At 31.8% G+C, this 22,450-nt stretch carries 13 protein-coding genes; all 13 read left to right on the top strand.

Annotated elements, in window-relative coordinates; genetic code table 11:
• The first annotated feature begins 143 nt into the window (after positions 1-143).
• Positions 144-4,052, top strand: coding sequence for a T9SS-dependent choice-of-anchor J family protein (locus tag G6N05_RS08450; RefSeq protein ID WP_166126732.1), 3,909 nt, complete (start codon positions 144-146; stop codon positions 4,050-4,052).
• Positions 4,053-4,199: 147 nt separating this feature from the next.
• The gene (locus tag G6N05_RS08455) at positions 4,200-8,207 is read left to right on the top strand and encodes a GEVED domain-containing protein (protein WP_166126735.1); all 4,008 of its coding nucleotides are present in this window, start codon (positions 4,200-4,202) and stop codon (positions 8,205-8,207) included.
• An 88-nt stretch (positions 8,208-8,295) separates the two neighbouring features.
• Entirely contained in the window at positions 8,296-9,291 is a 996-nt protein-coding gene (locus G6N05_RS08460; RefSeq protein WP_166126740.1) for a glycosyltransferase, read from the top strand.
• A 1-nt stretch (position 9,292) separates the two neighbouring features.
• A complete protein-coding gene (gene coaE, locus G6N05_RS08465) occupies positions 9,293-9,880 on the top strand; it encodes a dephospho-CoA kinase (RefSeq protein ID WP_166126743.1) in 588 nt (195 codons plus the stop codon).
• A gap of 70 nt (positions 9,881-9,950) precedes the next feature.
• Complete coding sequence (locus G6N05_RS08470; RefSeq protein WP_166126746.1) at positions 9,951-11,534, top strand: sensor histidine kinase; 1,584 nt, start codon at positions 9,951-9,953, stop codon at positions 11,532-11,534.
• 3 nt (positions 11,535-11,537) lie between these two features.
• Positions 11,538-12,236: a response regulator transcription factor gene (locus G6N05_RS08475; protein WP_166126749.1), complete on the top strand. Its 699-nt coding sequence runs from the start codon at positions 11,538-11,540 to the stop codon at positions 12,234-12,236.
• A gap of 62 nt (positions 12,237-12,298) precedes the next feature.
• Complete coding sequence (locus G6N05_RS08480; protein WP_166126754.1) at positions 12,299-13,210, top strand: glutaminase; 912 nt, start codon at positions 12,299-12,301, stop codon at positions 13,208-13,210.
• Between the two features lie 508 nt (positions 13,211-13,718).
• Complete coding sequence (locus tag G6N05_RS08485) at positions 13,719-16,043, top strand: TonB-dependent siderophore receptor (RefSeq protein ID WP_166126758.1); 2,325 nt, start codon at positions 13,719-13,721, stop codon at positions 16,041-16,043.
• A 116-nt stretch (positions 16,044-16,159) separates the two neighbouring features.
• A complete protein-coding gene (locus tag G6N05_RS08490; protein ID WP_225875146.1) occupies positions 16,160-17,089 on the top strand; it encodes a hypothetical protein in 930 nt (309 codons plus the stop codon).
• 19 nt (positions 17,090-17,108) lie between these two features.
• Positions 17,109-18,839, top strand: a complete 1,731-nt coding sequence (locus G6N05_RS08495; RefSeq protein WP_166126767.1) for an IucA/IucC family protein — start codon at positions 17,109-17,111, stop codon at positions 18,837-18,839.
• A 1-nt stretch (position 18,840) separates the two neighbouring features.
• On the top strand, positions 18,841-20,031 hold the full coding sequence (locus G6N05_RS08500) for an MFS transporter (RefSeq protein WP_166126772.1): 1,191 nt from the start codon (positions 18,841-18,843) through the stop codon (positions 20,029-20,031).
• Between the two features lie 82 nt (positions 20,032-20,113).
• A complete protein-coding gene (locus G6N05_RS08505) occupies positions 20,114-21,244 on the top strand; it encodes a PepSY-associated TM helix domain-containing protein (RefSeq protein WP_166126775.1) in 1,131 nt (376 codons plus the stop codon).
• Between the two features lie 292 nt (positions 21,245-21,536).
• Positions 21,537-22,448, top strand: a complete 912-nt coding sequence (locus G6N05_RS08510; RefSeq protein ID WP_166126779.1) for a glutaminase — start codon at positions 21,537-21,539, stop codon at positions 22,446-22,448.
• Positions 22,449-22,450: the final 2 nt, after the last annotated feature.

Raw genomic sequence — 22,450 nt, forward strand, 5'->3', positions numbered from 1 at the left:
AAATGTTATAAAATCCCGATTTATTCGGGATTTTTTCATTTTATCGATGTTATTCGTTTTTCGTCGGTGAAAATTATTGGTTGGATTAACATTTCATTATTTTTTTGTTTATTTACGATTACTAAACATTAAATTATTTAATAATGAAAAAAATTACTTTATGGTTATTTGCCTTATTCACATGTTGGCAAATGTCTGCCCAAACCGGGACTGTGGTTGTTGGAGTTGATGATGGAACTCCAAATGCATCTTGGGAAGACCCTTCGCCTTTGCAAGACAATTACAAAACACAAAGAATTCAAATTTTGTACACTGCGGCTGAAATGACAGGTGCTGGTTTAGTTGCTGGTCCTATTACAGAAATTGGATGGGTTGCGACAGCTTTGAATACAAGTACATTACAAGAAAATTACAAAATTTCAATGATGAGTACTGCATCTACAGTTTTAACTGGAACTTTTGTTTCTGGTGCAACTGTAGTTTATGGTCCAGCTGATTTCACTCCATCAGCAACTGGAAATGTTATGTTTACATTAACCACACCTTTTGTATGGGATGGAACTTCAAACGTTATTATTGAGCTTTGTGCTGGTTTAGCTTCAGGAGCTTGGACATCAAATGTTAGTTGTGCAAATTCAACAACGTCAGATGTAAAAACAGTTTATTACAGAAATGATTCTGCAGTAGCTCCATGTACACAAGCTACTGGTACAACTACTACAACTAGACCTATATTAGTTGCTGTTGGTAATGTTGCTAGTTGTTTAGCTCCATTAAATTTAGTCTCTGCAAATATTACAGCATATACTGCTGATGTTTCTTGGGATGCATCATCTTCAGCATCTGCAGTTGGTTATCAATATGTAGTTTCAACTTCAAATATTGCTCCTGCGGGATCAGGAACTCCAACATCTAATCTTTATGCAAGTGTTTCAAGTTTATTACCACAAACTGTATACTATTTATTTGTAAAAACAGATTGTGGAGGTACATTTAGTGGTTGGAATGGACCAGTTTCATTTACAACAGCTTGTGCGCCAATCACTACTTTACCACACTTAGAAAATTTTAATACTTTCTTACCAAATCAATGTTGGTCTCAAGGAGACGGTGGAGATTTAACTGCTGGTCCAGCAACTTTTGGACCAAATGGATGGCAAGTAGATGGTTTAGGAAATGTTGGTACAACAGGAGCCTTTAAATATAATGTTTTTGTTGCTTCTGCGAATGATTGGGTTATTTCTCCTCAATTTACAATTCCTGCAACTGGATATGAATTAAAATTTGATGCAGCAGCAGTTCAATACGGTGGTACAAACGCGCCAACAACTCCATGGGAATCAGATGATTCAATTGAAGTTTTAGTTTCTTCTACAGGAACTACTAACTGGACATTATTACACGCTTATACTGATGCAAATCAACCTGGAAATACTGCTATTTCTTTAGCAATTGATTTAGATGCTTATGCTTCACAAACTGTAAGATTTGCTTATAGAGCTGTTGAAGGAACTGCAGATGGGGCAGCTGATATTGATTTCTCTATTGATAATTTCCAAGTACGTTTATCACCAATTTGCCCTGATCAAACTGGATTAGTGGTTTCAAATATTACATCTTCTGGAGCTGATACTTCATGGGATGATATGGCAGCAGGTGGATCAATTGGTTATGAATATGCAGTTACAACATCAGCTACACCTCCAGTATCTGGTACTCCAACTACAGCTCTTTTTTACATAGCTTCTGGTTTATCATCTCAAACTGTTTATTATTTACACGTGAGATCTACATGTGCTGGTAGTACTTTTGGAAATTGGACATCAAAAATGTTTACTACTGCCTGTGCACCAGTTACTGGTTTTAATGAAAATTTTGATTCAGTTACTACACCAATTTTAGCTAATTGTTGGAGTAAAATTATTTCAGGTGCAACAGTATCTACTTTTGCAAGTGTTGGTACAGTAAATTTTGTAAGTGCATCTGCACCTAATAGTGTTGATATGTATAACTCTAGTTCTGCAGCAACAGATAATATTATGTTGGTTTCTCCAATGTTAACAAATTTAAGTGCAGGTACACATCGTTTAAAATTCAATGCTAGAAATAATTCAGCTACACAAGATTTAGAAATTGGAGTTTTAACAGATCCAACTGATGCAAGTACTTTTACATTGGTTCAAGCTGTTGATATTACAACTACATTTCAAAGTTATACAGTTAATTTTGATACTTTTACTGGTCCAGGATCAGTTATTGCATTTAGAAGATTATCTACATCAACATATACAAATGTTTATGTAGATGATGTTGTTTGGGAATTAATGCCAACTTGTCCTGATCAAACAGGATTAGTAGTTTCAAATATTACTTCTTCGGGAGCTGATACTTCATGGGATACAATTGCTGCTGGCGTAGAATATGCTATTACAACTTCAGCAACACCACCAGCATCAGGAACACCTACAACAGCTACTTTTTACATAGCTTCAGGTTTAACACCTCAAACAGTTTATTATTTACATGTAAGAACTGATTGTGGCGCAGGAAGTTTTGGTGTTTGGGTATCAATTCCATTTACTACGCAATGTGCGCCTATTACTACTTTACCTTGGGTTGAAAATTTTGATGCTGTAACAGTACCAGCTTTTCCATCTTGTTGGTCTGAAGAAAATGGTGATTGGCAAACTTCAAATGCAACTACATATAATACACCACGTTCAGGTGCAAATTACTTGAGAGATGCATATGGAGCAACAAATGAATTTATGTGGACTCCAGCTTTTAATTTAGTAGCGGGTACATCTTACGACTTTTCATCTTGGATTCAAGGTGATGGAGATACAACTTGGACTGTTGATTTTTATGTAAATAATGCTCAAAATTCAACAGGTGCAACTCAATTAGGACCTCAATATGTTGTTCCTGGTACAGGTACAATAGAATTACAGCCTTATGCACAAGCTACTAGAACATTTGTTCCAGTAACTTCAGGAACTTATTATTTCGCATATCGAGTAAATGAACCAACTTTTGGTCCATGGTATGTTGCTATTGATGATGTTGAATTAAAATTATCACCATCAACACTTCCAGTTTGTGCTACTAATTTAGTAGCTACACCAAATGCATGTGGAAATTTTTCTAATAATTTAACTTGGAATGTTGAACCAGCAGCTACAGGATACTATATTACTATCGGAACGACTTCAGGTGGAACAGATGTTGCTAATGCAGTTAACGTTAGTTCGAATTCATATTCATTTTCAGGTACAATAGGAACAACTTATTTTTGGAAAGTTGTACCTTATAATGCTGCAGGACCTGCTACTGGTTGTTTAGAGCAATCATTTATTACTTCGGCTACTGGTTGTTATTGTACTTCAGTACCAACAAGTGTTGATAATTCAGGTATAACTTCAGCAGTAGTTGGTGCTACAACAAATCCAATTTCAGTAGTTACTTATACTAATTTAACTGCAGTTTCTGAAATTGTTGCACCTGGTGCTAATACAAATGTTCAATTAACGTTTAGCACAGGTTATGATTATGATGTTAATATTTGGATAGATTTTAATAATGATTTTGATTTTGATGATGCTGGCGAATTAGTTAAAACTGGTATTGCTTGTACAACAGCTCAACCAAATACGGTTGACGCATCATTTATAATGCCATTAACTGCTCCATCTGGAACTCACAGAATGAGAATTGGAACTGCAGATACAGGTCAAGCCGTGCCAAATCCATGTTATAGTGGTTCGTGGGGTGTAACTCTTGATTTTACAGTTGATACAACATTAGGTGTAAATTCATTTGATAAAAATTCATTTGTAGCTTACCCTAATCCTGTTAAAGATGTATTAAATTTATCTTATAAAACAGAAATTAGTAATGTTAGAGTTGTTAACTTATTAGGTCAAGAAGTTTTAAATTCTAAAACAAATTCTAATGACGTTCAAGTTGATATGTCTACTTTAACATCAGGTGCTTATGTTGTTAATATTACTGTAGAAGATACAGTTCATACGATTAAAGTTATTAAAGAATAATCTTAATTTCAATTTTAAAAAAGGCCTCGAGAAATCGGGGCTTTTTTTTTATAACAATATTTTGATTTTTTTTGATATTTTGATGTTTTTTAGGTTAAATTCAATAAGAATGATAATTTTAACGATAATTATTAATACAATTTGACTATGAAAAGAATTATTTTTTTATTTTGTTTGTTATTAGCATTTACCTTTGGTAATGCGCAAATATGGACAATAAATTCATGTAGTGCCGAGTTAGGTACAAATACATATGGACCTATGAGTAGTATAGCCACGGCTAATGCTACAAGTAGAGTTGCGGTTATTTATCCAGCTTCGCAATTAGCTACTTTGTCTGGATTACAACTGACTAATATGTACTTTAAAAGGATTTCTACTACAGGAACAATAGCAGGAACTCCTAATTTTAAAATCTATTTGAAAGAAGTTTCTAGTACAGATTGGGGAGCTGCATCATTAGATTGGGCAACTGCTACAACTGGCGCAACGCTAGTATATGACAGTAATCCTTCAACAATTGCCGGAAGCACAGCAGGATGGAAGTCATTTCCATTAACTGGTACATTTACTTATTCAGGAACACAAAATTTAGCGGTGTTTACTGAATATCAAAACACAACTGCAAGCTCAGCAATTACTTGGAGTTACGAATATACAGCACCTTGTATTAGTACAACAAATAATAATACAACTAAGTATACAAATAATACAACAGGTACTTATCCTGCAACTTTAGCATCTGGAAATTATAGAAGACCATTAATTGGTTTTGATTTTTTAGTATCTTGTAACGCACCAAATACTTTGGCAGTTTCAAATGTTACAACTACAACAGCAACAGCTACTTGGGTTGAAAACGTTGTTCAACCTCAAAACGGATATGAATATTACTATTCTACGAGCGCAACTGCACCAACACCAGCTACTATACCAAATGGTACAACAGCTACCGGAGTTGTAACTGCTAATCTTAGCGCATTATCTCCTAGTACAGCTTACTATTTATGGGTTAGAGGTAATTGTGGTGCCGCAGACAAAAGTATATGGACTGGACCAATTTCATTCACAACAACTTGTGCTCCATTATCTACTCCAGTTTTAGAAAATTTTGCAACATTTTTACCTAATGTTTGTTGGTTTAACAGAACTGGTGGTGATTTAACAACAGGCCCAACTACTTTAACAGGTTCAGGTTGGCTTGCTGACGGATTCGGAAATGTTGGCACTACAGGTGCAGTAAGAAATGAAATTTGGACTACTGGGGCTAACGACTGGTTTATTTCTCCAGAAATAATTATTCCAGCAACAGGTTATGAATTAAAATTTGATGCTGCTGCAACTCAATTTGGCTCAGTTAATGTACCAACAAATGCTTGGGAAGCTGATGATTATATTGAAGTTTTAGTTTCTACGACAGGTTTAACAAACTGGACTCCAGTTTTTACATATAATGACTCAAATCAACCATCAAATACGGGTACTCCTAATATTATTGATTTAGATGCCTATTCAGGACAAAATATTAGAATTGCTTTTAGAGCAGTTGAAGGTGCAACAAATGGTACAGCTGATATTGATTTTTCACTAGATAATTTCTTAGTAAGATTAACCCCTTCATGTATTGAACCTCTAAATTTAGTTTCTGCAGGTGCAACATCATCTACAGTTAACATTTCTTGGGATGCCACAACTCCAAGTCCAACTACAGGTTATGAATATTTTGTTTCAACTTCAAATACAGTTCCAGTAACTGCAGGTACACCAACTACAAACACATTTGCAATACCATCAGGTTTATTACCTCAAACTACATATTACGTTTTTGTACGTTCGGATTGTAGTGCTGGTGATTTCAGTTCTTGGTCTGGACCAATTTCATTTACAACAAGTTGTGCTCCATTATCAGCACCAGTTTTAGAAAATTTTGCTACATTTTTACCAAATGCATGTTGGTTTAACAGAACGGGTGGTGATTTAACAACTGGCCCAACTACTTTAACAGGTTCAGGTTGGCTTGCTGACGGATTCGCAAATGTTGGTACTACAGGTGCAGTAAGAAATGAAATTTGGACTACAGGCGCTAACGATTGGTTTATTTCTCCAGAAATAATTATTCCAGCAACAGGTTATGAATTAAAATTTGATGCTGCTGCAACTCAATTTGGTACAACTAATTTACCAACAACAGCTTGGGAAGCTGATGATTATATTGAAGTTTTAGTTTCTACGACAGGTTTAACAAACTGGACTCCAGTTTTTACATATAACAATACAAATCAACCATCTAATACGGGTACTCCTAATATTATTGATTTAGATGCCTATTCAGGACAAAATATTAGAATTGCTTTTAGAGCAGTTGAAGGTGCAACAAATGGTACAGCTGATATTGATTTTTCACTAGATAATTTCTTAGTAAGATTAACACCAAGTTGTATCGAGCCTTTAAATTTAGTTACTTCAGGTGCTACTTTTACTTCGGTAAATATTTCTTGGGATGCCACAACTCCAAGTCCAACTACAGGTTATGAATATTTTGTTTCAACTTCAAATACAGTTCCAGTAACTGCAGGTACACCAACCACAAACACTTTTGCGGCTTTGTCAAGCTTAACTCCAGAAACTTTATATTATGTTTTTGTGCGTTCAGATTGTAGTGCTGGTGATTTTAGTTCTTGGACAGGACCAATTTCATTTTATACAGGTTATTGTTTACCTTCAAGTACAAACACTGCTACTTATGTGAATAATTTTACTACAACAGGTGGTTCTCAAAATATTTCAAATTTAGCTACAGGATATACAACTGGAGGATATCTTAATGCAAGTAGTCAATTTGTTGAAGGATTTGCAACCAGTTCGTTCAATTTTAATGCTGCTATTGTTGGTGGTACTGCAGGTTTTTCGATTTGGATTGATTGGAATAATAATTTAGTTTTCGATAATGCAACAGAAAAAGTATTTAACACGACTGCTTACGGTAATGGTCCGTTTACTGGTTTAATTTCGATTCCAGCTGGAACTGCTTTAGGTAACTATAGAATGAGAATCACTACTGATTTTAATTCTACAAACCCTAGTAATCCTTGTGCTGCATCTACAAGAGCTGAATTTGAAGATTATACAATTTCTGTAATTGCTCCGCCAGCATGTGGCGCTCCAAGTGTTTCTGTTTCTAATGTTACCGATGTTGCAGCAAATTTAAATTGGGCAGCTGTACCAAGCGCACTTGTAGGCTACGAATATGTATTAGATAATGTTGCTACGAATCCAGCTGGTTCAGGAACTGCTACTTCAGCAATTACTTATTCTGCATCAGGATTAACAGCATCTACAATTTATTATTTCCATGTTCGTTCTGTCTGTGGAGCTGGATCATTTAGTACTTGGTCAACAATTAGTTTTACTACTTCTTGTGCACCAGGAAATGTTCCTTATACTCAAAATTTTGAAACAACAACTGTTCCTAATTTACCATTATGTACTTCTCAACAAAATATTGGTTCAGGAAATTTATGGGCTGTAGCTAGTAATCCAGGATATGGATTTACTACTAATGCACTTAGATATACATATAACTCTGGAAATGCTGCTAATGTTTGGTTTTATACAAATGGAATTAATTTAACAGCAGGAACAAATTATAAAATTGCTTATGACTATGGATCTACCGGAACAACTTTTCCTGAAAAATTAAAAGTGGCATACGGAACATCTGCTTTAGCATCAGCTATGACAACTGTATTAGTAGATCATACAAATGTTGTTAACGCAACTCCAACAAATAATTTGGTTAATTTTACCCCAACAGTATCTGGTGTGTATTATTTCGGATTTAATGCATATTCAACTGCTAATCAGTTTTATTTATTTGTTGATAATATTTCTGTTGATGTTGTTTTAAGTAATGATAGTTTTGATAATAAATCTTTCTATGTATATCCTAACCCAGTTAGAGATATCTTGAATATTGATTATAATGAAAACATTACTACTATACAGATAGTAAATATGTTAGGTCAAGAAGTTATATCTAAACGAGTTAACAATACTCAAAACCAAATTGACATGTCTGCTTTACCAGCAGGAGCTTATATCGTTAATATTGCTGTTGATGATATGGTTCACACAATTAAAGTTATTAAAGAATAATTTCATACATAATTTTTTTACTTAAAAGTCTCGAGAAATCGGGACTTTTTTGTTTTTATATATATCTTTGTTTATATAAAATTTTGATATGCATTTTTCTTTAATAATACCCATTTTTAACCGTCCAGATGAAATTGAAGAATTGTTAGAAAGTTTGACAAAACAAACCTATTCTAATGATTATGAAATTGTTATTATTGAAGATGGCTCTACTATTACTTGTAAACATATTATTGAAAAATATTCAAATTTAAATGTGAGTTACTATTTTAAAACGAATTCTGGACCAGGTGATTCTAGAAACTTTGGGATGAAAGTAGCTAAAGGAGATTATTTTATAATTTTAGATTCAGATTGTATTATTCCTTCAAATTATTTACAAACAGTTGATGAAGAATTGTCTAAAGATTATGTTGATTGTTTTGGTGGACCAGATGCTGCTTTAGATTCATTTTCAAACATTCAAAAAGCAATTAATTTTACGATGACTTCTTTTTTAACCACTGGCGGAATTAGAGGCGGAAGTGAAAAATTAGATAAATTCCAACCTAGAAGTTTCAACATGGGATTGTCTAAAAAGGCATTCGAAGCTTCAAAAGGTTTCGGAAATATTCATCCGGGTGAAGATCCAGATTTATCCATCAGATTATGGAAATTGGGTTACAAAACCAAATTAATTTCTAAAGCATTTGTATATCATAAACGCAGAATTGATTGGAATAAATTTCACACACAAGTAAATAAATTCGGCTTAGCCAGACCCATTTTAAATTCTTGGTATCCAGAATATACAAAAATTACATTTTGGTTTCCTACTTTATTTTTATTAGGTTTTTTGTTTTCAGTTTTATTTACGGTTTTTAATTTTCCTTATTTTTTATACTGTTACGTTTTCTATTTTATAATGTTATTTATTTCTTCATTATGGCAAAATAAATCATTGGAAATTGCGTTTTATAGTATAGTTGCTGCCATAATTCAGTTTTATGGTTATGGAAAAGGATTTTTACTTTCATTTATTAAAATTCATATTTTAAAACAACAACCAGAATTAGCTTTCCCAAAAATGTTTTTTAAAAGATAAGATGACAAAAATTATTGGACTTACTGGTGGAATTGGTAGCGGGAAAACCACTGTGGCAAAATATTTTGCTTCAAAAGGAATTCCAGTATATATTGCCGATGAAGCAGCGAAGGACATTATGAATGACAAAGAAGTTGTTCAGGAAGTACAAACTATTTTTTCGGAACATGTTATCCAAGAAAATGGATTATTAGACAGAAACGCTATTCGTAAATTAGTTTTTAAAAATAAAAGCAAATTAGATCAACTGAATAAAATTATTCATCCAAAAGTGAAAAACGATTTTGATAATTGGTTGAAGAAAAACAAAAAAGCAAAATTTATTATTAAAGAAGTAGCTATTTTATTTGAAACTAATGGACAAAAATATTGCGATGCAACGATTTTAGTTACCGCACCAATCGAAACTAGAATTATGAGAGTTTTAGAAAGAGATTCAACATCAAGAGAGAACATACTACAAATCATAAAAAACCAGCTTCCAGAAGAAGAAAAAATAGAATTAGCGACCTATATTATAGAAAATGTGAATTTAAATATAACGTATAAAAAGGTCGATAATTTGATTGAAATTTTAAATAATATTTGAAATTTAACATAATTGTTAAATATAGGTTAATTGTTTTAACTGTTGTTAATAACACCTTAACTTTGCTATAATGAATAAAACAAGGTTTAGAATACTAGTATTTTTAATGAGTATTTCTTTGATAGGAATTATATTAGTTCAATTGTATTGGATTAATAGTTCGTTTCAAAAAAATGATGAACAGTTTAGACATCACGCTTTAGTGGTTTTAAATAATGTTTCCGAAAAGTTGAACAATAAAGAAATGGTTGACTTTTATACTTCGTACAAAAAATTTAAAGATAGTACGGGTAGAGAACCAAAACAAGAACAATTAAAACAACTTTTCTATTACGAAAAAGATTCAGATACAAAAGAAATATTAATTTATACGAATACAATTATTCCTGAAGATTTCGGTATTGACGGTTCGTTCTTTGATAAAAATGCAAGTTCAATAAAAATTAGAGATTTTAATACAAAAAGAAATACTCAAATTTATAAAGACAATTCATTAGATGGTAGTGGTTCAAATATTAGTTCAAAACCTAATGTAACCATTCAAAAAAGTGGAAAATTAGGTATTTTAGATCGTGTTCAATTTGAGCTTTTATTTAGAGATATTGTTTCACAACGCCAAATACAAAAAAGAATTTCTTCTAAATTAGTTAACGATGTTTTAAATTTTGAATTGCATAAATCAGAATTAAAAACGCCTTATGAATTTGCAGTTTACAAAAACGGTTTAGCTACAAAAGTTAAATCTGAAGAATTTAGATACGATAAATGTACAACTTATAGTGTTCCTATTTTATTAGATGCAGACGGAAAAACAGATTACAAATTGTTGCTTAGATTTCCTAATAAAACAAATTTTGTATTCTCTTCTATGTTGCCAATGACAATTTTAACCCTATTATTCGTTGTAATTATTTTGGTTACCTATACAAGTGCATTAAAACAATTGATCATGCAAAAACAGATTTCTGAAATAAAAACAGATTTCATAAATAACATGACTCACGAATTTAAAACACCTATTGCTACTATAAATTTAGCTTTAGATGCTATAAAAAATCCGAAAATTATTGACGATAAAGAGAAAGTTCAAAAATATCTTCAAATGATTAAGGACGAAAATAAAAGAATGCATGCCCAAGTGGAAAACGTTCTTAGAATTTCAAAATTAGAAAGAAACGAATTAAATATTGATAAAGAACCACAGGAAATAACTGAGTTTATTGAAGATGCGATTGATCACATAAGTCTAATTTTAGAAGATAGAGAAGGTGAAGTTCATACACATTTTAATGCTACAAGAACAACAGTATTATTAAACGATGTACATTTTACAAATGTATTAGTTAATATTTTGGATAACGCGATGAAGTATTCGTCAGAAAAACCAGTTATTAACGTGTATACAGAAAATATTAAAGATTATGTTCTAATTAAGATAGAAGATAATGGAATTGGGATGTCAAAAGCTGTTCAAAAAAAGGTTTTTGAAAAATTCTTTAGAGAGCACACAGGTGATTTACACAACGTTAAGGGTCACGGTTTAGGATTAGCATACGTAAAACAAATAATCGACGACCATAATGGCGAGGTTTTTGTGGAAAGTGAAAAAGGAAAAGGGAGCACATTTATAATTAAATTGCCATTAATAAATTAATATATGGAAGCGAAAAAAATATTATTAGTAGAGGATGATCCAAATTTCGGATCAGTATTAAGAGATTATTTATCATTAAATGATTTTGAAGTTACATTAGCTAAAAACGGAATGGAAGGTTTTGAAAAATTCAAAAAAGACACTTATGATTTATGTATTTTGGATGTCATGATGCCTTATAAAGATGGATATACTTTAGCTAGAGAAATTAGAGAAAAAAATACAGAAGTGCCAATTATCTTTTTAACTGCAAAAACCTTGAAAGAAGATGTTTTAAAAGGGTATAAAGTAGGTGCAGATGATTATTTAAATAAACCATTCGATTCTGAAGTTTTATTAATGAAAATCAAAGCGATTATTCAAAGAAAAGCATCGGAATCTAAACCAGATTCAACGGTTTTCGAATTCAATATCGGTAAATTTCATTTGAATTCTAAATTACGATTTTTAACTTTTACTAATGAAGAACCAATAAAATTGTCTCCAAAAGAATCAGAATTGTTAAAAATGTTGGCTTTACACGAAAATGATTTAATGCCTCGTGAATTAGCTTTAACTAAAATTTGGAGAGATGATAATTACTTTACTTCAAGAAGTATGGACGTTTACATCGCTAAACTTAGAAAATATTTAAAACCAGATGAACGTGTGGAAATTTTAAACATTCATGGTGAAGGTTTCCGATTAGTAATCAATTCATAATATATAAAGGCTGCAAGAAATTGTAGCCTTTTTTATTTATATTTGCTTATAAAGTCAGCAAAATGAACTGTCAGCAAATCCTTGAAGAAATATACTTACAATCTAAATCGTTGCCAATTATCGGTAACATTGCCAAAACCATTCCAGAATTAGCCAATGTAAATCCAGATAAATTTGGAATTTGCTTAACATCAATTGACGGAAATGTATTTAGTGTAGGTGATAGCAATGAAAAATTTTCTATTCAATCGGTTTCAAAAGCGTTATCAGTGACTTTAGCTTTTTCGCATTTTGGTGAAAAAATTTGGGAACGAGTAGGAGTAGAACCATCAGGAAATCCATTTAATTCTTTAGTTCAGTTAGAATACGAAAAAGGAATTCCGAGAAATCCATTTATAAACGCAGGCGCTTTAGTCATTGCAGATATGTTGGTTTCTTGTTTAGAACATCCAAAAGAAGAATTTTTACATTTTATTAGAGAAATTTCAGGTTGCGATACGATTAAATACAATTTAAAAGTTGCCCAATCTGAAAAAGATACTGGTTTTAGAAATGCAGCTTTAACCAATTTTTTAAAATCGTTTGGAAATATAAATAATGACGTTGATCAAGTTTTAGATTTCTATTTTCATCAATGTGCTGTTGAAATGACGTGTAAAGAATTAGCCAATGCTTTCTTTTTCTTAGCGAATGAAGGCATTTCAAAAAATGGAAAACAAATTTTAACTTCTAGTCAAGCCAAAAGAATAAACGCCTTAATGCAAACTTGCGGATTTTATGACGAATCAGGAGAATTCACATATAAAGTTGGCTTACCAGGAAAAAGTGGAATTGGTGGTGGAATTGCTGCGGTTTTACCGAAACAATTTTCTGTCGCCACATGGAATCCAAGATTAAACGAAAAAGGAAATTCCGAATTAGGAATGTATGCTTTGGAACAATTGACAACCAAAACAGGAATGTCAATTTTTTAAAATGGACTAGTCCTAAATAATCGTTACAGATTATTAGACAAAAACCTATAAAACTTAAACAGCATCAAAAAGGTTTTTGGTGCTGTTTAAGTTTTATAGGTTTTCATTATTAGTTTGTTTTGCTAATACATTTGATTTGGGTTTAGCATGTGGTTTGATTCTTCCATCAAAGTTACCTAATTTTCGAAACCCACCAACAATTGTTGAACGTGATTAAATTCCATACTTACGACAAACTTCGTAAGTTGATATTCTTCTTGTTCAATTTCTTCCACAATTTGCAATTTAAAAGACATGCGTATTCTTTTTGAGTATGCTTTACATAACGACTTTGTTCATGTTTTTCTATAAGTATACTTTTTGTGTAGCGCTATTTCAGGACAAGTCAAAACAACTATTAAAAAAACCTTATTTAGAATTATTCAAAATAAATTAATTTTTAATTAGATTTAATATAAATAATTATTTACTTTTGTGAAAAATTATTTACATTAATTAAATTTAAGATATGAAAAACAAGAATCGATTTGCCGTTTTATTTTTGCTCATTACAATGATTTCTTATTGTCAGGAAAAAAATTCAATAGCCGGAAATGTAAAAACATCTGACGGAATACCCGCGAGACAAATCAAACTAGTAATAGATGATTTTAAAATCGAAACGCAGTCGGATGTAAAAGGGTATTATCAATTTGATGATATTACACTTAAACAAGAACTCAAAATCAGTTTGTATGCTAATGGAATAGTGGTGCATACAGAAACCATTAAAGTTAATTCTGGTCACAACGAAATTAATTTTACCCTTGTCAGCAAAGTGACAGAATTAAATGAAATCATAATAAAAGGGGTTGCTTTTAATCGATTTATAGGAAAAGAAAGTCAGGACGTGGCAAAGATTCCTTTAAAAAACACAGAAAACCCACAAGTTTATAGTGTTGTCCCTAAGGAGATTATAAAATCTCAGTTGTTGATCGATAACAAAGATGTGGTGAACAATGCTGCGGGGGTTGTCGCTTTTAATAATCCTACAGGTGCGGTAACGGCATGGATTAGGGGTTTTGAAACTAGAAATGCGGTTAGAAACGGAATGGCAACCCAGTTTAGAGCCGAAACAGATCCGATTAATATTGAAAGAGTCGAAGTAATTAAAGGGCCATCGGGGACATTGTATGGAGCTAATGCCGTTTCTTTTGGAGGATTAATCAATAAAGTTACCAAAACCCCAAATGATGTTCCAAAGAGTGAAGCTGCTATTTTTGCGGGAAGTTATGGATTGCTCCGATTTACTTTAGATGCAAATAAACCACTGAATGACGATAAAACAGCATTGTTTAGAATCAATGCTTCTCATAGCGATCAGGAAACTTTTCAAGACATTGGTTATGCGAAAAACACTACGATAGCACCTAGTTTTTTATATAAAGTAAGTGATAGATTCCAAATTCTGGCAGAAGCAGAATTGGCAACCATCTCAAGAACACAGCAACCTTATCCGTTTTTTACTTCGGGTGTGACCTTTACTAATTTTAAGGACATTCCAATTTCTTATAAGAAATACATTGGCGGAAATGATGTAGATTCTAAAACCAATATAACCAATCTATTTTTGAAAGGAACATATAAAATTTCAGATAGTTGGACTTCGACTACAAATGTTAATTCGAGCAAGGGATATGTAGATTATAGCTATCAGTTATATCCAAGATGGGTCGATGACCACACAATTATTAGAAACGTTGGTTTGTATAGTGGAAGAAAATTATCCTATTTCCAATTGCAACAAAATTTTAATGGTGATTTTAAATTAGGTTCAATACGAAACAGAGTTTTGGCAGGAGCCGATTATACTCAAAATAGCACACAATTAAACTTTACTTGGGCTCAATATGACCAAATAGATATAAATACTGATTTTGCACCAATCATAAAAGCAAAAATAGATGGAATTTTAGCTACAAAAAATGCGGGGCATTGGGATAATACACAATCAAGCATTAGTGCTTATTTTTCTGATGTAATTAATTTTACGCCTAGACTTTCGGCTATGTTAAGTGCTCGTGTGGATCATTTTATTAACAGTCCTAGCATAGAAAATAATGTAAAAGTAAAAGATGATTTTGAACAAACCTTTTTATCTCCAAAAATAGGAATGGTATATGAAATAGTAAAAGATAATGTTTTTGTGTTTGGTAATTATATGAATGGGTTTATCAATCAAGGACCTGTTGACCAACCTGACGGAAGCCAGTTTCGTTTGGCTCCAAAAGAAGCCAATCAGAAAGAATTAGGTGTAAAAACTGAATTTTTAGATAAAAGAGTATCAACTACTTTAAGTGCTTATGAAATTAAAATAGGTAATGCTACTTGGGTAGATGCTTTAGGATTTACACAACAAAATGGCGAACAAAAAAGTAAAGGGTTTGAATTTGAAGTTACTTCTCAACTAACAAATAATTTTAATGTTATTACAGGGATTGGTTATAATGAAAATAAATTTATCTCGGGCGAAGCTTCTCTTATCGATAAACGTGTTGCAGGTGCTCCCAAAAACATATACAATTTATGGGTTGATTATAAAATCAAAGGTGGTTTTGCAAAGAATCTTAGAGTAGGATTTGGAGGAAACCACGTGGGAGATGTTTTTTGGAATGCATCAAACACGATGACAATTCCTTCTTACACCATAGCTAACAGTGCAATAACTTATGAAAAGGGATTGTGGAGTCTGGGTTTAAAACTAAACAACTTAACCAACCAAAAATTTTGGAATAGCGATGCACAACCACAAGCACTTCGCAATGTAGTTTGTACTATGTCATTTAAATTCTAACAAATTAATTAATGGGCGTTTGAAAACTTATTCAAACGCCCTCATACCAAACGCTAAATATGGAATTCAAAATACGTAATATTCATAGCTGGATGATCTTTCAAAAATCCAAGGAAATGCAAATAGAAAGCGAGTTTCTTGTTCCTGGAGTTGAAGACTTCATCGAATTAAAAAAAGGAAAAAAACGAGTTGTAATAAATAGAGCAATCTCGCCAAGTCTTACACACATAGCCGGTGCAATTACAGAAAATAAAATTGCTTGCAATTATCTCCTACAAGAAAATAACTACCCAATTCCTGCTTTTATTTTTGCCAGCGAAATAGGTAAAATCGAATTGTTATTTCTAGAAAAATTTGCTCCAATTGTAGTAAAACCATTCGACACTAATAAAGGTGCAGAAATACATATGAATGTTCAGAATACAAACGAGTTGAAGGAAGCTCTGAATAATGTAAAAAAGGTAAGTACTCAAGCTATTTTGCAACAACAAGCCACCGGATTAGATTATAGATTTTTAGTTATTGACAGACAAGTTACTGGTGTTCTTTGGAATGAATGGCCCAGTGTTGTTGGAGACGGAATTCACACGATTGAAAATTTAGTACAATTTGAAAATGAAAATAGAAGAATCACTAAAACTGTTGTCTATGAAAAACCAACAGAAATGCTTGTTGAAATCCCAATAGAAGGATTAAGCGATTTGTTAGCAAAATCAAACAAGAGACTTTCTGATATTTTGCCAAAAGGAGAAAAAATCTATTTAGGAAACTGTGGTAATGGCTGGACAGGTTCTGTAGCACACGATGCAACAGATAACGTGCATCCTTCAATAAATAAGAAAGTTATTGAGTTAATTAACTTTCTTGATATTGATATTGCTGGACTTGATGTTCGTTGTGATGATATTACAAAACCTTTTAAAAAAGCGGGTTTTAACGTTATTGAAGTTAATACAAGACCTAGCTTAGTAGACCACGAATTTCCTTTATTTGGAAAATCTAGAAATGTAACCGAAAAATATTTGGACTATTTGTTTAAAGATTAATTAAATTTATGATAATAAAATGCAACAAGAAACAGCCGGATTGTTAGCCGAAAAAGAAATTATAAAACGATTAATAAAATCTCTAATAAACGAAAGCAACGACCTTAATGATAGTGTGTTTTGGAAAGATTTAAGAACAAATATTAATTATTACAGGATTCCAAATACAAAAAAATTATTATTAGTTTCTTTAAATTATTCAGATCAAATAGACACTAATAATAAACCCGTAGTAGAAATTGATTCCGAGGGTAATTTTAAGGATATTTCTTTTATAAAACTTCTAAATTTTATTCTAGATATTTGGGATATTCCCACAGAAAGAAGACAGGTCATAGTGAATGAAGTCACAAATTCATATGAAAATATGAAAACCATTTTTGATTGGGAGAATGAAAACATTGAACAGATTTTAGCCGAAATCGATTCGATTTCTGTATGTAATACCTGCCGAGAAAGAAATAATGGCCTTTGTATTTCGGAATCATTACCTTTTAAAGGGCATCCAATTCACGTATGCACTAAAACAAAAGTTGGATTATCCTCAGATGAATTATTAAAATACAGTCCCGAATTTTTCAACAAAGTACCTTTACATTTATTGGCTATTTCTTCAGATTATGTAAAACAATATGGAGATAACTCTTCTTGGATAACTTTTTTAAAAAATGAATTGTCTATTCAGATAAATTCCGACGAAATAATCATTCCAGTTCATCCTTGGCATTTTGAACACGTAGTTAAAAAAGAGTTTAAAGCGGAACTAGAAAGTGGAATAATACGAATTGTCGAACAAAAAATTCACGCTATGCCAACACTCTCATTTAGAACATTAGCACTCTGTTCTAAAAATGAAAATGATTTAGGAATGCACGTAAAAGTTCCAGTGGGTATTCAAGTAACGAGTGTATTTAGATTGTTGTCCAAAAGAGATATTTATAACGGAATCGTTTTTTCGGAAAAATTAAAAGAGCTTTCAAATCAATTAATCGCTGTTAAGAATAAACTAGGGGTAATTGTTCCCGACTTATATGGTGTTCATTTTAAAGAGAATGTTGAAAAGACAAATAAACAAGGTCCATTACTTTCTTTTATGTTACGAGAAAATCCGGTTTTAATGTCGAAACCGAATGAAAAAATAATCGTTGCTTCTTCCTTAATTCATAAAACGCCAATAATAAACAAACCCTTATTAGTTCAATTTCATCAAACCTCAAAAATAGATATAAAACTGTATGTGTTTGAATTGTTTAAAGTTTTCTTATACCTCCCATTAGAAATTTTTTTAAAATTGGGTATCGCCATCGATTCACACGGACAAAATTGCATTATAAAATTTGATTCAAAAGGAATGCCAATCACCTTAATATATCGAGATTTAGGAAGTGTTCAAATAGTTGAGGGAACGTCATTTGCAATTGATAATGAAAAATGTTTGATAGATGCTCATAAAACTATTTTGCCATACCAAGACTGTATAGATGAATTTTTTCATTCGTTATATTATAACCTTATAGGAAGTTTTATAGAAGTGATTAGTAGTCACTATAAAATTTCTGATTCAGCATTATGGGAAATCGCAAAACAAGTTTCAATAGAAATAATCGACAGTGTTGAATGCGAAAAAGAATCTAAATTTCAACTATACAATGCTTTGTTATCAAAAACAATGCCTATAAAATCATTACTAAGAATGCGATTAGAGGACAAAACCATCTTTTCTCGAATTCCGAATCCTTTATTATCTTAAAATGAAAGACAAATTTTATCCTCTTTTTTTATCCTGTACTTTTTTAGGAGCTTTGGGAGAATATATGGCACTTACTACTTTAAGTTGGTATTTATTAGAAACCTATTCCGTTGTTGCAATATTGGGTCAAGTCCTTTCTTTTCGAGTTTTTCCACGATTCTTTATGGGATTTATAGGAGGTTATTGGGCAGACATTTACGATAGAAAGAAGATGATCATACTTGTTTATGCGGGAATTATGCTTATGTCTTTTATTCAAACCATTTTAGTTTCAACAATTTTAAAACCACATTGGTTCTTGCTTGCAATGGCACTCTTTATGAGAAGCATATTTGATGGCGCTGAACCCAGTATTCGAAATGCAATTTTACCAGATTTAGTCAAAAAAGAAGCCATTACAAAGGCAGTCGGATTTTACGCAACAGGATTAAATTTAGCAGCCATTTTAGCACCTATATTGGCTTCGCTTATGATATTGAAATGGGACATTAAATATGTCTTTTGGATCGATTTATGTTTTCAAATTCCCTCGTTTATAGTGCTGTTTTTTATTCCAAAGATTACGCATATAAAACAAAATGTTCAAAGAATTTCTATTGTAAAGTCATACAAAGAAGTAATTGCCTTTGTGTATAAATCCCCTATTCTATTCAATTGTGTAAAGACAAGTATATTGATGATGCTTTTACTATTTCCCTTTGGAGCAATGCTTTCTATATATGTAAAAGAGGGCTTAGGATTGGGTGTAAAAGAATTTGGAATAATTTCAGGAATTGAATCTGGAGGGGCTGTTTTGGCTGGCATTTTTTTATCAAGAATCTTTGGCAGTTCCGATAAAAAAACAATGCAATGGTATCTATTAGCATTTTTCTCTGGAGTTATATTGATTACATTTTACTTTAAACTACCTCAGTTCCTTTTCTATTTTTTAATCTTTCTTTTTGGATTTCTTACACAATCATTTAGAAGTATGAGTCGAATAATTTTTCAAAAGAATGCTCCGGATTTAATACGAGGAAAATTAATGTCAATTATCATTGCCGATAGCGGATTCGTTTCGTTGGGCTTACTAGTGTTTACAAGATTAGCTACTAAAACAGATATCTTTTTAGCAACACTCACAATGGGTGTTTTAATTTGTCTGATTATGCTAGTTAAAATTGTAAAATCAGAAAGAATGATGGTTAAATAATTATTTTTTTTCTAAATTTTAATAATAAAGTTGAGTAAAAAATTAACTAAATCTCATTTTACTTCTTCTAAATATGTAAAAAATGTCTTTCAAAAAACTTATTAAAAAAACACATCTTTGGCTAGGATTAGCAACTGGAATTATCGTTTTTATAATTTCCATAACGGGCTGTCTTTTTGTTTTTCAAAAAGAAATATCTGACATATACTACAAGGATACTTTCTTTATTGCTCCGCAAAGTACTAAAAAAATAGCAGTTACCAAACTAAAAGAAATCGCAGATAAAACATTATCTACACCATCAACTCGTATAACAATATACAAAGAAAAAAATCGGGCTTGGGAATTTATGGTTTACAAATCAGGTGATGAAGATGCAAACACTTGGTTTGGAACAGTCAAAACATACAAATCCGTTTTCATCAACCCATATACAGGAGCTGTTACAGGCAATATAAATTATAAATACAATTTCTTTATTATTGTCGAAATGCTACATTATTGTCTTTTGATAAACCGTCAAATTGGAGAACCCATTGTAGCCTATAGTACACTAATATTTGTAATTATGCTCATTACAGGCATTATTCTATGGTGGCCAAAAAATAAAGCTGCTGCAAAACAACGCTTTTGGTTTCGATGGAAAGACACAACAAAGTTTAAACGCAAAAATTATGATGTCCATAATATTTTAGGCTTTTATACAATGTTCATTACCTTAATACTAGCATTAACAGGAATGATTTTCTCTATACAATGGTTTCAGGCAACAGTTTATGTCATTCTATCAGAATCCATAACACCCCCAGAACAAATAGAAAAACTATCCGATACAACCTTGGTTTCATTAAAACAGCCTTTAGATATTGCACTAAATAGCGCTAAAATTAAAATTCCAGATGCAAATCGTTACAGCTTGATTCCACCAGAAAAAAGGAGTGATGTAATCAGAATTTATGGATTTAGAGGAGAAGAAGTAGGTTATAATGAAGATGAAATTCAGTTCGACCAATACTCCGGCAAGCAATTACACCGATCTAATTATGAAAATAAAAACAACGGCGAAAAACTCATTGCTATGAATTATGATATTCATACAGGTATAATTTTAGGACTCCCCGGAAAAATATTGGCTTTTTTAGCCAGTCTTGTTGCGGCAAGTTTACCAATAACAGGTTTTATGATTTGGTGGGGGAGGAAAAATAAAAAATGAATGAACAATGTATATTAACACAAGGAAACTAAAATTTATAAACGGTATTCACTTGTTTTAGTTACCTAAAACTTTCTATTAATATATTTTCTTAAATCCGCAAATCCAAAGAACTAAAGTTTTTTGACTGCCCCAAAAAGTTTGGACAAATTTATAATCAAATTTAAACAAAATGAGCCCGATACAATATCGAGCTCATTATTATCAAAATTAATTATAAATTTGTCCAAACTTTTGGGTTCAGTCTAAAATTGTAGCCTTTTTATTTATATTTGCTTATAAAGTCAGCCAAATGAACTATCAGCAAATCCTTGAAGAAATATACTTACAATCTAAATCACTACCAATAATAGGTAATATCGCTACAACTATCCCAGAATTAGCGAATGTAAATCCAGATAAATTTGGAATTTGCCTTACAACTATTGACGGAAAAGAGTTTAGTGTTGGTGATAGTAATGAAAAGTTTTCCATACAATCTGTTTCAAAAGCTTTATCGGTAACTTTAGCTTTTTCTCATTTGGGTGAAAAAATTTGGGAACGAGTAGGAGTAGAACCTTCAGGAAATCCTTTTAATTCTTTAGTTCAGTTAGAATACGAAAAAGGAATTCCGAGAAATCCATTTATTAACGCAGGCGCTTTAGTCATTGCAGATATGTTGGTTTCTTGTTTAGAAAATCCAAAAGAAGAATTTTTACATTTTATCAGAGAAATTTCAGGATGTGATACGATTAATTACAATTTAAAAGTTGCCCAATCTGAAAAAGATACTGGTTTTAGAAATGCCGCTTTAACCAATTTTTTAAAATCGTTTGGAAATATTAATAACGATGTGGATAAAGTTTTAGATTTCTATTTTCATCAATGTTCTGTTGAAATGACGTGTAAAGAATTAGCCGATGCTTTCTTTTTCTTAGCGAATGAAGGCATTTCAAAAAATGGAAAACAAATTTTAACTTCTAGTCAAGCCAAAAGAATAAACGCCTTAATGCAAACTTGCGGATTTTATGACGAATCAGGAGAATTCACTTATAAAGTAGGTTTGCCAGGAAAAAGTGGAATTGGTGGTGGAATTGCCGCGGTTTTACCGAAACAATTTTCTGTCGCCACATGGAATCCAAGATTAAACGAAAAAGGAAATTCCGAATTAGGCATGTACGCTTTAGAACAATTGACTACGAAAACAGGAATGTCAATTTTTTAATT

It is taken from the genome of Flavobacterium bernardetii, from assembly GCF_011305415.1.
In the GTDB taxonomy this organism is placed as follows: domain Bacteria; phylum Bacteroidota; class Bacteroidia; order Flavobacteriales; family Flavobacteriaceae; genus Flavobacterium; species Flavobacterium bernardetii.